Genomic DNA, 14023 nt, shown 5'->3' with positions numbered 1-14023 from the left:
GCGCCGCTCAGCCGGCGCTTTTTTCTTGCACACCAGCGCTAGCCTGCAAGGTCAACTCCGCTTTGCGCTCTGGATCCATGCAGTCTCGCTTGTTCATGTCATCACGATCATTGGATTCGACATTGACCTTGTGCTGCCGATACCACGCCTGCGCGCGGGACGTTTTTCCCACCGGCCGCTACCCGCCTTGCTATGATTCCCAATTCGATTCAGATCAACGGCTTTTGCCGCCCGTATAGCGAGGAATTAGTAGTCCATGCTCAGCATCGAACAACGCATCGCCCAGGACATTGCCGCCAAGCCCGACCAGGTGCGCGCGGCCGTGGAATTGCTCGACGGCGGCGCCACCGTGCCCTTCATCGCGCGCTACCGTAAGGAAGCCACCGACGGACTGGACGATACGCAACTGCGCCTGCTGGAAGAGCGCTTGCGTTATCTGCGCGAGCTGGAAGAACGCCGTACGGCGATCCTGGCAAGCGTGGAGGAGCAGGGCAAGCTCACTGACACGTTGAAACAGGACATCCTCGATGCCGACACGAAGGCGCGCCTGGAAGATCTCTACCTTCCCTACAAGCCCAAGCGCCGCACCAAGGCGCAGATCGCGCGCGAAGCAGGCCTGGAACCGCTTGCCGTGGGTCTGCGCGAAGATCCCTCGCAATCGCCCGAAGCATTCGCTGAAACATTCATCGATGCGGAAAAAGGCGTCGCCGATGGGCGTGCCGCACTCGACGGCGCACGTGCCATCTTGATGGAATCCATCGCCGAAGATGCGCAACTGCTGGGCCAATTGCGTGACTGGCTCTGGGAAAAAGGCCAGATTCGCGCCAAGGTGGTGGTGGGCAAAGAGAGCGAAGGTGCGAAGTTCCGCGATTATTTCGATCACATGGAATCGATCGGCAAGATTCCCTCGCATCGCTTGCTTGCATTGATGCGTGCGCGCAACGAAGGCGTGATCGAGCTGGAGCTGGTACCGAATGCCGACACCGAACAAGGCCATCTCGAAGCGGAAGGCCGCGTTGCCGCGCAGGCTGGCATTATCGATCGCGGCCGTGCTGCGGATGCATGGCTGCGCGAAACTGTACGTATGACCTGGCGCGTGAAGTTGCACCTGCATCTCACCCTGGATCTGTTCGGCCGCGTGCGCGAAACCGCTGAAGACGAAGCCATTCGCGTATTTGGCGACAACCTCAAAGATCTTTTGCTCGCTGCACCGGCTGGCGCCCGTACCGTGATGGGGCTGGATCCAGGCATTCGCACCGGCGTGAAGGTGGCGGTGGTCGACGCCACTGGCAAATTGCTTGCCACCGATACCGTCTATCCGCACGAGCCACGCAAGCAGTGGGATCAATCGATCGCACGTCTTGCCGTGTTGAGCAAGCAGCATGGGGTGAACTTGATTGCCATCGGCAACGGCACCGCCTCGCGCGAAACGGACAAGCTGGCCGGCGAACTCATCAAGAAACATGCGGATTTGAAGCTCGCCAAGATCGTGGTGAGCGAAGCGGGTGCATCGGTGTATTCGGCGTCTGAAACGGCAGCCAAGGAATTTCCCGATCTTGACGTGAGCTTGCGTGGCGCCGTTTCCATCGCGCGCCGCCTGCAAGATCCGCTGGCGGAGCTGGTGAAGATCGAACCCAAGGCGATCGGCGTGGGCCAATACCAGCACGATGTGAATCAGGTAAAACTGGCGCGCGCGCTCGATGCGAAAGTGGAAGACTGCGTGAACGCCGTTGGCGTAGACGTAAACACGGCATCCGCTGCGTTGTTGTCGCGGGTAGCCGGCCTTTCGCCCAGCGTCGCCGAAAACGTGGTGAAGCATCGCGATGCCAACGGTCCGTTCGTCAATCGCAAGGCCTTGTTGAAAGTGCCGCGCCTGGGTGACAAGGCGTTCGAGCAATGCGCCGGCTTTTTGCGCGTTCCCAGCGGCGACAATCCGCTGGATGCGAGCGCCGTGCATCCTGAGGCGTATCCGGTGGTGGAACGCATCATTGCGCAATGCGGCCGCGAGGTGAAAAGCATCGTCGGCGATAGTGGCTTCCTGCGCAGCCTGAAGGCCGAGTCCTATACCGACGAACGCTTCGGTGTGCCTACCGTCCGTGACATCCTCAAAGAATTGGAAAAGCCGGGCCGCGATCCGCGTCCGGAATTCGTGGCGCCGAGCTTTGCCGAAGGCGTGGAGGACCTGAAGGATCTCAAGCCGGGCATGATCCTCGAAGGCCGGGTTACCAACGTTGCCGCGTTCGGTGCGTTCGTCGATATCGGCGTGCATCAGGATGGCCTGGTGCACGTCTCGGCGCTTTCGCACAGCTTCGTAAAGGATCCGCGCGATGCCGTGAAGGCGGGCGACATCGTGAAGGTCAAGGTGATGGAAGTTGACCTGCAGCGCCAGCGCATCGCACTGTCCATGCGCCTGGACGACGAGCCCGGCCAGGCACGCGGCGGACGCCCTCCTACCGGCGGCGAAACGCGCGGAAACCGCGATAGCCGTGGACCGCGACCGGGTGGTGCGCCGGCGAAGCCGGCTCCCGCACCAGCCAATAGCGCCTTTGCGGATGCCTTCTCCCGCGCCCAGAAGCGATAGGTGGCGTCCATACGGCAGCGCAGCATGCGCTGCCGTATGGCATGCATTACCGTAACGCCTCTATAACAAACGCAGGAGCACCCACATGTTCCACCCTCGCAAGATCGCCGGCGCCGTGGCGCTGGCCCTCGGCATGGTTGGCGCCGCACACGCCACGGGCAACCCGAACTCCACCTTCAACAGCGTGGTCGTTTTCGGTGACAGCTTGAGCGACGCAGGGAACATTTCCCTGGCCACCCATCCGAGCATCCAGCCGCCACTCGAGTTCACGACCAATCCAGGGGCGGTGGTCGTGCAGAACGTCGCCACCGGTCTTGGCTATAAGCTGACTGCTTCGCTGGCGGGCGGCACCGATTACGCCTGGGGTGGCGCGGGCATCACCAACAACTCGCCGGGTACGCCGTCCACCGTGCCGACGATCACCACGCAGGTGACCGACTATCTGGCGACCACCCCCGTCAATAGCCACGCGCTGTACACCATGTGGGGCGGCGCGAACGATATCTTCAATGCTGCGACGTCCGTGGGTGCAGCGGCCACCGCTCAGGGACTCATCGCGCAGACCGTAGCTGGTGAAGTTTCGCAGGCCCTGAACGCCGGTTTGATTCCCAATAACCCCGTCGCCATCGCGGCGTTCGAAGCGCAGATTACGCCGACGGTCACCGCGGCCGTCGATGCCAAGGTACTCGCGGCGGCGGGGATCACCACCCTGCAGTCTTCCACCCAGGCGCAGGCCACCATCGTCGCCGCCGCCCAGCAGGAGGTGAAGTTGCTTGGCGCGCTGCAAGCTGCGGGCGCCAAGAACATTGTCGTGTTCAACCTGCCCAATATCGGCCTGACGCCGGAAGCCGCTGCCGAAGGTGCTTCCGCAGCACAATCGCTGACCTTGCTGAGCGTGGTTTACAACGGTCAGCTCAATTCGGGACTCGGCCAGCTCGGCAAGGGCATCATTCCGGTCAACGCGTTCGCCGTGCTCAGTCAGGTCATCGCCAATCCCGGCGCTTATGGCTTTACCAACGTCACCACGCCGGCGTGCGGTGCGGGCTCCAGTTCCGTGCAGTGCGGGCCGCAAGGCTCGGGCTTGCCGTACACGTATGCGGCGGGCACCAATCAAACCTACCTGTTTGCAGACGGCGTGCATCCGACCACGGCCGCCGACAAGATGCTTTCAGAAGTCGTGCTGTCCGAACTGGCCGCGCCTCAGCAGATCTCTCTCTTACAAGAGGCACCGCTCGCCGCTGTGACTACGCAGACGTCCGTCGTGCGCAATCAGATGCTGCAGGACGACTTCGGCAGCGGCACGCGCGCGTTCGCCAACATCAACTATTCGAACCAGCAGTTCGATCAGAAGGCCGGTGCACCGAAGACCACCAGCAACAACGTCGACCTCACCGTGGGCGCCGACGTGCATGCTACGGATTACCTTTCCGCGGGCGCAGCGCTCGGCGTCGGTGAGCATTACGCCGATGTCAGCGGCGGTGGTGGCTACGACTTGCAGGCCATTACCGGCCTGGGCTATCTCACCTGGCATACGGGCGGTGCTTACGCCGGCGTGTATGGCGACTTCGGCCAAGCCAGCTTCACCAACGTCAACCGCGTGTTCATGATCGGCGACTATCGCCAGCACGAAGCCGGCAAGACGGATGGCTCGTACGTCGGCCTGGGCCTGCACGGCGGCTACTGGTTCGACGTCGGCAGTCTGAAGACCGGCCCGTTCGCGAACTTCGAATACCAGAACATCCGCATCGACGGTTACAGCGAAAGCGGCAATGACGCGACAGCGATGTGGTTTAGCCGCCAGGAACGCAATGCATTGATCAGCACCCTGGGCTGGCGCCTGCAAGGCAACTGGCAGTACAGCGGCATGAATCTGGCGCCGTACGTGGAATTGGGCTGGAATCATGACAGCCGCGCCAGCACCGACATGGTGACCGCGGGCCTCAACAGCATGAACGGCAGTTTCGAGATGGCCGGTTTCACGCCAGATAAGAATTGGGGTTCGGCCGATGTGGGCGTGACGGCGCAGATCACTCAAAACCTGACCGGCTGGATTGCCTACGACGGCCATTTCGCCGACAACAGCCAACGCATGAATGGCGTCAACCTGGGTTTGAAGTTCGGCTTCTAAGCCACGTCCCACTCAGGCAGGGGCGCAGTCCGTTTTGCAGAAGACGCCGGAGCTGCGCCCTTCTCCACCGCCGTTACCCAGCACAAAAAAGCCGCCCGGTTGGGCGGCTTTTTTTGAACGAATCGTTTGAACGAAGCGCGGCTTACTTGCCCTTGCCGCCCGTCGCCATATTCAGAGTGTCCTTGGCCTGCTGTTGCAGGTTCGCGGCATCATCGTCGCTCAACGTGCTGGTGGTGCCACCGGCGTCGTGCGTCTTCAATACCAGCGAGCCGTCGTCACCCCAACCGGCGGTATCCACCGAGGTAGGCTTGGCGCCCTGGCTGGGCTTCTTCTGCTGCTCTACCACCCACGGCTTGCCGTCCTTGTAGGCGTAGTCCGTGCTGGTGAAGCCCTTATCGCCGTAATCGACCAGCTCACGGATGAACTTCACCTGGCCGTCTTCGCGGAACACCTGCCATGCAAGCGATGAATCCTTCTCAAGTTTGGTGCCGGCGGTGCGCTTCATGCCACCGATCTGCTTTTGCACACCCTGGAAGGCGACAAGCATTTTTTCGCCAGGTGTCTGCTCGGGGGACAACTCGATCGACACGTTGGTTGACGGATTGCCCTTGGTGAGCACCGGTGCCTGCAGCGGCATGGTGTAGTGGCGATCGCCGTCGGTCAGTTCGGCCTGCACGATGTACAGGTCGTTGGTTGCCACGTTGGCCGGATTGAAATCCAGCTCGAACGTCATCGGGAACGTCGTGGCCGGCGCGATCGTCTTGGTCGCGAGCGGGGTGGAGCCCTGGGCCGTCACGTCGACGATGCTGATATCGAGCTTGTCCTGCGCCGAGGGCGCAATGCCGCCGCGAAGTGAGATGGTACCGGTAACGCTATGCGCCGGACCTTGCGGTGCCTCCGATCCATTGTCAGTCGACGACGACGGATTCGAAGAATTATTGCAGCCGGCTAATGCAACCGCTGCCACTGTCATCAGCGACCAAACAACGCTGCGCATGAGAAACCTCGGATTGAACGTATCGGACGCGATGTCTGCCGAACACACTGCTTCGCAAACAAACGCGGGGGAGCCTCAGAGAATAGCCCAAAGTCCCATCACGGAAAAGTCAACAAGGTGAAGACACCATTCGCTGGCGTATGTATTGCCGCATTTCGTAAGTTTTCACCGCTTTAATACAACCCGGTAGCCGGCTTCGGCAACGGCGAACCTGTACCTGAAAGTTCATGAAGGCCTACGCGAAAGGCTTGCGATGGGCAGGGCCGGGTACCGTTGATGCCGGACTCCGCATCATTGAGCCCAGCGCAGGTGTCGTGCAGCCGTAGTTTCTTGCCTTACTAAAGGCCTAGTGTGTCAACCCTCGACAAACTGACGCGTTTGTGCGGCAAAGACTGACTTGTAGCCTGACCTAGCTTCACAGATTTATACGAAGCCTCACAAAACTTTACGCTCCCCACGGATCGCGTAACGGTCGCTTGACCTACAAGAAGAACCGGTCCGGTGAAAACTCGCCGGCAGATGCCAGACCCCACTGCGGAATTTTGCGATGAATCTGCAAACCCATACGTCCCCCGAGCCCATCTCTACCTTCGCCGACCGCATAAAAGTGCTGATCCAACGCGTCGGCAGCGTTACGGAAATCGCCCGCATGTGCGGTTTTTCGGAAGGCGTCGTGCGCAGTTGGCGGGACGGTAACACCGACCCCTCCCGCGCCCGTTGCGTCACTCTGGCGCGCACCTTGGGGATTTCCCTGGTTTGGCTGGTGGCCGGCGAAGGATCGATGCTTGATCCCAGCGTCATCATTCCAGACGACGTCAGCGGTACCAACGCCGAAGCACTTGCGGCGCGCCATCGGTCTAAACTGCGCACCGCCGCCGATACGCTGGAGGCCGGTGGCATGGACGTGCAGCGGTTGAACACCGCCTTGCGCATCCTGCAATCGGAGCTGGATCTGGCCGATAGCCATCTGACCCTGGCCGAAAATTCCGACATGCTGGCCGAGCTCTACGACATCCTCGGTCCGGGCGGCAATGACGTGGATGCCGCGGCGATGGTGGCATTCAACCATCGTTTGGTGGAACGGTTGAAAGGCCGTCCGGCTAATCGGCTTACTTCTTAAGATTTAGCGTAAATACCTTACAAAACACGGCAGCCATCGCTGCCGTGTCTATTTTGATGTCTCGTATTACAGGCGCGCGATATCGGCGATGGCCGTGAACTGCGCTTTGAGTTGCCCGAGCAAGGCGAGGCGGTTCGCGCGCACGACGGGGTTCTCAACGTTGACCAGCACGTGATCGAAGAATGCATCGACCGGTGCCTGTAAGGCAGCAAGACGCACGAGCACGGCTGCGTAATCGCGACGTTGCAGTGCGGCGGCAGTATCGGTCTGCGCCGCCTCCAATGCTCGCGCGAGTGCGTGTTCGGCGCTTTCCTCGAAGTGCGCGGGATCGACATGCGCGACAAGGCTGTGAGCACCCTGCTCTTCCTGTTGCTTGCGCAGGATGTTGGCCACGCGCTTGTTTGCAGCGGCGAGGCTAGCCGCTTCGGGTTGTCGCCCGAATTCGACCACGGCGCGCAGGCGATGGTCGAAATCGACCAGGCTGATTGGCGCAACGGCCAGCACGGCCTCGTATTGTTCGGTGGTGAAGCCTTTTTCCGCGTAATAACCGCGCAGGCGCTCGAGCATGAACTCGCTCAGTTCAGCCACCAGCGCGCAGCGGCGCTGGCCTGCATCCAACGCGGGAATCTTGCCATCTTTCGCCGGTTTGAGGCCGGCGGCGAGCGCGGTTTCCGGTAGCAATTCCAGCGCTTCGGTGAAAAGCGCCTTATGGTCCAGTTCGAGCCCGCCTTCGATCAAAGTACGCGCCAGGCCGAGGGCAGCCCGGCGCAAGGCGAACGGGTCCTTGTTGCCGCTAGGCTTCAGGCCCACGGCAAAAATGCCGGCGAGGCTATCCACCCGCTCGGCAACGGCAAGCACCTGCCCAATCTTGCCGGCAGCGATCGTGTCGCCGGCGAAACGTGGCTGATACACGCTGTCCAACGCGTCGGCAACGTCGACAGGCTCGTTGTCGTGCAACGCGTAATAGCGGCCCATCACGCCTTGCAATTCGGGGAATTCGCCGACCATGCGCGTGAGCAGATCGCATTTGGCCAGCGCCGCGGCGCGCGTGGACAAGCCTGCGTCCACGTCAACCCGATTGGCAACGATGCGTGCCAGTTCGGCGACGCGCACGCTCTTGTCCCACAGGCTGCCGAGCGCCTGCTGGTAGGTGACGTTTTTCAGCGCATCCTGATAGCTCGCCAACGGTGTCTTGAGATCTTCGTCCCAGAAGAATTTCGCATCGGCAAACCGCGGACGTATCACGCGCTCGTAACCCTTGCGGATTTCGCCCGGCTGTTTGCTGTCGATGTTGGCGATCCCGATGAAATGTTCGGTGAGCTTGCCGCGCGCATCGAACACCGGCACGAATTTCTGATTGGCCTCCATCGTAGTGACCAATGCTTCAGGCGGCACTTTGAGAAATTCCCGGTCGAACGTGCAGGCAATAGCTGCCGGCCACTCGGTAAGGTTGGCGATTTCGTCGAGCAGTGCGTCGTCGAGCCGAGGCGCACCACCGGTCTCCTTGGCCACGCGCGCGACGTCGTCGCGGATGCGTTGCCGGCGCTCCATTGGATCGGCCAACACCTTGGCCATGCGCAACGCATCAACGTAGCTGTCCGCATCAGCCAGATGTACCGGCTGCGGATGCATGAAGCGATGACCGCGCGACTTGCGCCCGCTGTGCAAGCCAAGCACGTCGCCATCGACGATTTCCGAACCGTGCAGTATCACCAGCCAATGCACGGGGCGCACGAACGTGTAGCCGTGATCGCCCCAGCGCATCGGTTTGGGAATGGGAAGGCCTTTCAAGGCTTCCTCGATAATTTCCGGCAACAACGTGGCCACCGGTTGACCGGGTTTGACGGTGCGATAGACAAACCACGCGCCTTTATCCGTCTCCAGTTTTTCCAGTTGCTCGACATTGACGCCGCAGGATTGCGCGAAACCGACCAGCGCCTTGCTGGGGTTGCCCTCTGCATCCACTGCCGCGTTGACGGCGGGCCCGCGACGTTCGGTCGACTGCTCCGGCTGCGCAGCAGCAACCTCGGGAATATGGACGGCCAAACGCCGCGGCGTGACATACAAGGTTGCCTGTTCAAGCTGCGCGGCAACGCCACGCTTGCCCAACCCTTCGCAGATGCCACGTAAAAACGATGCACCCAGTTCGTCCAGCGACTTGGGCGGCAATTCTTCCGTGCCCAGTTCGATGAGCAATGACTTGGCGGCGCTCATGCGGCCTGCTCCTTTTTCTTCAAACCTGGAAAGCCGAGTTTCTCGCGTTGAGCGACATAGGCCTCGGCCACGCCGCGCGAAAGCGTGCGCACGCGCAGGATGTAGCGCTGGCGTTCGGTGACACTGATGGCGCGGCGCGCATCGAGCAGGTTGAAGGTGTGGCTGGCCTTCATGACCTGCTCGTACGCTGGCAGTGGCAGCCCGACTGCAATCAGTTTGTTGGCTTCGCTTTCGCACACATCGAACCAACGCAGCAGTTCGGCTACATTGGCGTGCTCGAAATTGTAGGTGCTTTGCTCTACTTCGTTTTGGTGGAACACGTCGCCGTAGGTGACTTTTCCGTGCGGGCCTTGGGTCCAGATCAGGTCGTAAATGTTGTCCACGTTTTGCAGATACATCGCCAGGCGTTCCAGGCCGTAGGTGATCTCGCCAGTGACCGGCCTGCATTCCAGGCCACCGGCCTGCTGGAAGTAAGTGAACTGGGTAACTTCCATGCCGTTGAGCCATACCTCCCAGCCCAGGCCCCATGCGCCCAAAGTGGGCGATTCCCAGTTGTCTTCCACGAAACGCAGATCGTGCACCTGCGGATCAAGGCCCAGTTCCTTGAGCGAACCGATGTACAGCTCCAGGATGTTGTCCGGGTTCGGCTTCATCACTACCTGGTATTGGTAGTAATGCTGCAAGCGGTTGGGATTTTCGCCGTAGCGACCATCCGTGGGGCGTCGTGAGGGCTGCACATAGGCCGCCGCCCACGGTTCCGGACCGAGTGCGCGCAAGAACGTGGCCGGGTGGAACGTGCCAGCGCCGACCTCGGTATCGAGCGGCTGCAGCAGCACACAACCCTGGCCTCCCCAATAGCGGTTGAGGGTCTGGATCACATCCTGGAAGGTAGGCGCGGACATCTCTTTCCTAACCTGAGTGTAAAGCGCGTTAGTATAGCCGCAGCGCATCTTTTCGCCGTTTTTTCAGGGCGCAATAGGGGTCGGACATGGCAGCAACCCAACAAATCGCCTCCATGCTGGGCCGACGCGGCCGGCTCGCCCTGGACGATGTGCTGGCGGCGCTGGTCGTCGACGGTTTCCTGCTGGCTGACGATGCCAAACAACTGCGCGTAGGTCACCACGCCGGCCGTAGTACGGTGGAGCTCAATCCGCTGGTGATCATCGCCAACGCCAAGCTCACCAATCAGCGCGACCCGGGGCGTCCGCTCAGCCTGGAAGGCCTTACCGAGTGGCTGGCCGGTCAGGCTGGGCTGCCATATCTGAAAATCGATCCGATGAAGATCAATGTGGCCACCGTTACGCAGGTAGTGAGCCACGCCTACGCGCAACGCCATCGCATTCTTCCGGTCGCAGCCGCGCCCGGTGAAGCGACCTTTGCCACCGCCGAACCCTTTGATCATTCCTGGGCAAAGGATCTGTCCCAGATGTTGCGGCGTGATGTGCACCGCGTGGTATCCAGCCCGATCGACATTAATCGCTATCTGCAAGAGTTCTATGGCGTCCAGCGCTCGATCCAGCTCGCCAAGGATGCCAAGAACCAGAGTGGCTATGACTCTTCGGCGCTGCTGAATTTCGAACAGTTGCTCGAGCTGGGCAAGGCGGGTGAAGTCGGCGCCGACGACAGGCACGTAGTGCACATCGTTGACTGGCTGTTGCAGTACGCCTTCGAACAACGCGCTTCGGACATCCATTTGGAGCCGCGTCGCGAAGCAGGTTTCTTGCGCTTCCGCATCGACGGTGTGATGCACAAGGTGTTCGAACTGCCGCCACCGGTGATGACGGCGGTGACGTCACGCATCAAGATTCTTTCGCGCATGGATGTCGCCGAAAAGCGCCGCCCGCAAGATGGACGCATCAAGACACGTGCCACGTCCGGGCGTGAGGTGGAGTTACGCATTTCCAGTATGCCCACGGCGTTCGGCGAAAAAGTGGTCATGCGTATTTTCGACCCGGATATCGTCGCCAAGGATTTTTCGCAACTTGGGCTTTCGCCCGCCGAAGATGTGCTGTGGCGAGGCATGGTGGAACGTCCGCACGGAATCGTGCTGGTGACAGGCCCCACCGGCTCGGGCAAAACCACGACGCTGTATTCCACGCTCAAGCATCTAGCCACACCCGACATCAACGTGTGCACGGTCGAGGACCCGATCGAAATGGTCTCGCCCGAATTCAATCAGATGCAGGTGCAGCCATCGATCGACCTGGATTTTGCTGCCGGTGTGCGCACGCTGTTGCGCCAGGACCCCGACATCATCATGGTGGGCGAAATTCGCGATCTGGAAACCGCGCAGATGGCGGTGCAGGCTTCATTGACCGGCCACTTGGTGTTGTCTACTTTGCACACCAATGACGCGCCGAGTGCAGTGACGCGTCTGCTGGACCTGGGCGTTCCGCACTATTTGATTCAATCCACGCTCACCGGCGTGGTTGCCCAGCGACTGGTGCGCACGCTGTGTCCGCACTGCAAGAGCGAGACTCAGCAGGATCCGCACGAATGGACTGCGCTCACACATGGCTGGTCGATTCCTGTACCCGATCGTGTGTTCAAGCCGGTCGGATGTCTGGAATGCCGCCACACGGGTTTTTTTGGTCGAACCGGCGTTTACGAAATGATGCAGCTCAGCCCGCGTTTGCGCGGCCTGATTGGCGCTCAGCTTGATCTCATCCGCTTTAGTCAGGCAGCGCTAAAGGAAGGGTTGCGGCCATTGCGGATTTCGGCGGCCGATCAAGTGGCGCGTGGACTGACCACCGTCCAGGAAGTATTGACCGTGTTGCCGCCGGTCGAGCAGATTGAAAGCACTTGAGTCGCCCGTTTTTGTTTGTCGAGCCGCATTATCCGATGAAGCCCGTTCTGATCATTCGCACCGGCCAGGCCCCTGATAGCATCCGGGCACGTCATGGTGATTTCCCCCATTGGTTTCGCCTTGGCGCGCAACTTGCGCCGCGGCGCTTGCACGTGGTGAACGTGGCGGCGGGAGAACGCCTTCCTTCACCGCAAGAGGTCTGCGGTGCATTGATCACCGGTTCGGCCGCCATGGTGACGGATCGCGCACCGTGGAGCGAGGAGACGGCCGGGTGGATTCGCAATGCCATGGATGTCGACCTTCCCTTGCTTGGTGTGTGCTACGGCCATCAGTTGATGGCGCACGCGCTCGGCGGACGCGTCGATTATCTGCCTGGTGGCCGTGAAATCGGCACGCTGCCGATCGATCTCTTGCCGGAAGCAGCCGGTGATTCTCTCGCTGCGTCGCTTCCGCTGCAGTTTCGAGCACACACGACGCACGAACAAAGCGTCATGGAAATACCTGAAGGCGCGACAGTGCTGGCCCGCTCAGAACGCGATCCGCATCATTTGATCCGCTACGGGAAGAATGCCATCAGCGTACAGTTCCACCCCGAATTCAACGCCGATGTCATGCGCGCATACATCAAACGCAAGCATCAGGACATGCGTCGCGAGGGGTTCGATCCCCATCACACCTACCGGCAAGTGGCGGCGACGCCGATCGCAAGACGCTTGCTGAAGATGTTCTCAAGGCATCATGGGCTCAGCCATGCTTCGCGCTAGCGTCCGCGCGGAGGCATCGGAAACGGCGTAACCTTTTGGCCGTCCGCCGCCTCGCGGATGGCCAGAGCACCTTTGCGGTCCACTTCCTCGATCCGTATCACGGCTTGCATGGGCAGGTGCAATACGCGCGTGTCCTTGAACTCCTCGCGCAGGCGCTCTTCGGTCGGGTCGACGACGAGCCCTTCTCCAACCGGCTCAAACACCAGCTCACCGACTTCGGTGAAGCCCCACAGGCCGCTGGAGGCGACGTGCCGAGCATAGAGCTCATAACATTTGCCCAGATGGAGAAAGGTGACTTTATAAAGTTTCTGATTACGCATGGGGTCATTTTACCGGCGCATGCGACGCATGATCGCATTGCGTGACAACAGCGCGAAGATCGCACCGAACAAAAACCCTGCCACATGGGTCCACCATGCGTAACCACCGTAACTGGGGCCGACATAGCTGAAAAGCAGCTGCAGCAGCGCCCAGATGCCGATCAGTAGGAAAGCGGGAACACGCACGAATTCCAGGTAGAAACCTAGCGGCAATACCAGCCCGAGGCGGGCGCGGGGAAACAATGACACGTATGCGCCCAGTACCGCAGACACTGCACCGCTGCACCCGATGATGGGCCTGACCTCTCCGGCCAGGGAAACCGCTCCGGCAAAATTGGCCACCACTCCACCCAGCAGGAACAGGATAAGAAAGCGGATTGAGCCAAGCGCCCGCTCCGCCGGCACACCGAAAATCATCAGAAACAGCAAGTTGCTGAGCAAGTGAAGCCACGCAACGTGGATAAATATGGCGGTGACCAGACGCAAAAGCGCCGGATCCTTCAACTGCTGCAAGATCGGTTGATGGGTGTCGAAAACGTTGGCGGGGACGGTGCCCCATTCGAGCAGAAATGTAACGCGCTGCGGCGGCGGCATCAGGGAGAGCGCGATAAAGGTAACGACGCAGATGGAAATCAGTAGCGCCGCTGCCCAATGCAAGCGCGGCTGGCGACGGGTTTCCACATTCACAAACACGGTGTTCTCCTCGAAGGCACAGCGGTGGAACGGTCCGCGCCACATCATAGGCGATAACTACAGTGGCTTCGTGAGGCGGATGATCGTTCTTGCTCATCGGGTGCGACGACACGCGCTACCGGATGAGTGAAACCAGTCCTGCGAACTTTCTGCGCGCTCCATACTGTGCCCGATCCTTGTCGCCATGATGCATTCGTGCAGGCACACATCTGGATGTGTGCGTTGCGCATCCAGAACCGTGATCAAGCGCACTCCCGGCGAAGGAAGGTGTTTTTAAGGATAAGGCCCTGGGGTGAGTCGTTGAGGATGTACCCGGCGCACCAAAGCAAAAACCCCCACCGGACTCGGTGAGGGTTTTTTAGGATAAAGCCCCTGGCGGTGACCTACTCTTGCATGGAAG

Annotated in this window: 10 protein-coding genes; 5 read left to right on the top strand and 5 right to left on the bottom strand. The window is 60.6% G+C overall.

The window, feature by feature from the left end; genetic code table 11:
* Window positions 1-256: 256 nt before the first annotated feature.
* Window positions 257-2581, top strand: a complete 2325-nt coding sequence (locus DWU98_RS19835; protein ID WP_115497324.1) for a Tex family protein — start codon at window positions 257-259, stop codon at window positions 2579-2581.
* Window positions 2582-2666: 85 nt separating this feature from the next.
* Window positions 2667-4709 carry an autotransporter outer membrane beta-barrel domain-containing protein gene (locus DWU98_RS19830; RefSeq protein ID WP_115497323.1) on the top strand — a complete coding sequence of 681 codons (2043 nt, stop codon included), beginning with the start codon at window positions 2667-2669 and terminating at the stop codon, window positions 4707-4709.
* A 142-nt stretch (window positions 4710-4851) separates the two neighbouring features.
* On the opposite strand, the gene DWU98_RS19825 is transcribed toward DWU98_RS19830, so the two are convergent.
* Window positions 4852-5706, bottom strand: a complete 855-nt coding sequence (locus DWU98_RS19825) for a YbaY family lipoprotein (RefSeq protein WP_115497322.1) — start codon at window positions 5704-5706, stop codon at window positions 4852-4854.
* Window positions 5707-6253: 547 nt separating this feature from the next.
* Here DWU98_RS19825 and DWU98_RS19820 point away from each other — a divergent pair.
* Entirely contained in the window at window positions 6254-6826 is a 573-nt protein-coding gene (locus DWU98_RS19820; protein ID WP_115497321.1) for a helix-turn-helix domain-containing protein, read from the top strand.
* Between the two features lie 66 nt (window positions 6827-6892).
* Here DWU98_RS19820 and glyS read toward each other — a convergent pair whose 3' ends face one another.
* Window positions 6893-9040, bottom strand: coding sequence for a glycine--tRNA ligase subunit beta (gene glyS / locus DWU98_RS19815; protein WP_115497320.1), 2148 nt, complete (start codon window positions 9038-9040; stop codon window positions 6893-6895).
* Window positions 9037-9942 (bottom strand): glycine--tRNA ligase subunit alpha, encoded by a 906-nt coding sequence (gene glyQ / locus DWU98_RS19810; RefSeq protein ID WP_115497319.1) that lies wholly within the window; start codon window positions 9940-9942, stop codon window positions 9037-9039. Before glyQ ends, glyS begins: the two co-directional genes overlap by 4 nt.
* Before the next feature lie 86 nt (window positions 9943-10028).
* Here glyQ and tfpB point away from each other — a divergent pair, with 86 nt between their 5' ends.
* Together tfpB and DWU98_RS19800 are read left to right on the top strand one after the other, a co-directional pair.
* Window positions 10029-11846, top strand: coding sequence for a type IV pilus assembly ATPase TfpB (gene tfpB / locus DWU98_RS19805; protein WP_115497318.1), 1818 nt, complete (start codon window positions 10029-10031; stop codon window positions 11844-11846).
* Window positions 11847-11881: 35 nt separating this feature from the next.
* Window positions 11882-12610, top strand: coding sequence for a glutamine amidotransferase (locus DWU98_RS19800; RefSeq protein ID WP_115497317.1), 729 nt, complete (start codon window positions 11882-11884; stop codon window positions 12608-12610).
* On the opposite strand, the gene DWU98_RS19795 is transcribed toward DWU98_RS19800, so the two are convergent.
* A complete protein-coding gene (locus DWU98_RS19795; RefSeq protein WP_115497316.1) occupies window positions 12607-12930 on the bottom strand; it encodes a DUF1820 family protein in 324 nt (107 codons plus the stop codon). The two genes, DWU98_RS19800 and DWU98_RS19795, sit on opposite strands and share 4 nt — an antisense overlap.
* A gap of 9 nt (window positions 12931-12939) precedes the next feature.
* A complete protein-coding gene (locus DWU98_RS19790) occupies window positions 12940-13623 on the bottom strand; it encodes a rhomboid family intramembrane serine protease (RefSeq protein WP_230474960.1) in 684 nt (227 codons plus the stop codon).
* Window positions 13624-14023: the final 400 nt, after the last annotated feature.

Source organism: Dyella monticola (assembly GCF_003363155.1).
In the GTDB taxonomy this organism is placed as follows: domain Bacteria; phylum Pseudomonadota; class Gammaproteobacteria; order Xanthomonadales; family Rhodanobacteraceae; genus Dyella_B; species Dyella_B monticola.
The sequence above is the reverse complement of the archived record's forward strand: the minus strand, read 5'-3'. Positions and strand labels throughout refer to the sequence as shown.

What these genes read in the sequence shown, in the direction of transcription:
- DWU98_RS19835 (WP_115497324.1), top strand. Translation starts at nt 257, where the DNA reads ATGCTCAGCATCGAACAACGCATCGCCCAGGACATTGCCGCCAAGCCC.
- DWU98_RS19830 (WP_115497323.1), top strand. Translation starts at nt 2,667, where the DNA reads ATGTTCCACCCTCGCAAGATCGCCGGCGCCGTGGCGCTGGCCCTCGGC.
- DWU98_RS19825 (WP_115497322.1), bottom strand. Translation starts at nt 5,706, where the DNA reads ATGCGCAGCGTTGTTTGGTCGCTGATGACAGTGGCAGCGGTTGCATTA.
- DWU98_RS19820 (WP_115497321.1), top strand. Translation starts at nt 6,254, where the DNA reads ATGAATCTGCAAACCCATACGTCCCCCGAGCCCATCTCTACCTTCGCC.
- glyS (WP_115497320.1), bottom strand. Translation starts at nt 9,040, where the DNA reads ATGAGCGCCGCCAAGTCATTGCTCATCGAACTGGGCACGGAAGAATTG.
- glyQ (WP_115497319.1), bottom strand. Translation starts at nt 9,942, where the DNA reads ATGTCCGCGCCTACCTTCCAGGATGTGATCCAGACCCTCAACCGCTAT.
- tfpB (WP_115497318.1), top strand. Translation starts at nt 10,029, where the DNA reads ATGGCAGCAACCCAACAAATCGCCTCCATGCTGGGCCGACGCGGCCGG.
- DWU98_RS19800 (WP_115497317.1), top strand. Translation starts at nt 11,882, where the DNA reads ATGAAGCCCGTTCTGATCATTCGCACCGGCCAGGCCCCTGATAGCATC.
- DWU98_RS19795 (WP_115497316.1), bottom strand. Translation starts at nt 12,930, where the DNA reads ATGCGTAATCAGAAACTTTATAAAGTCACCTTTCTCCATCTGGGCAAA.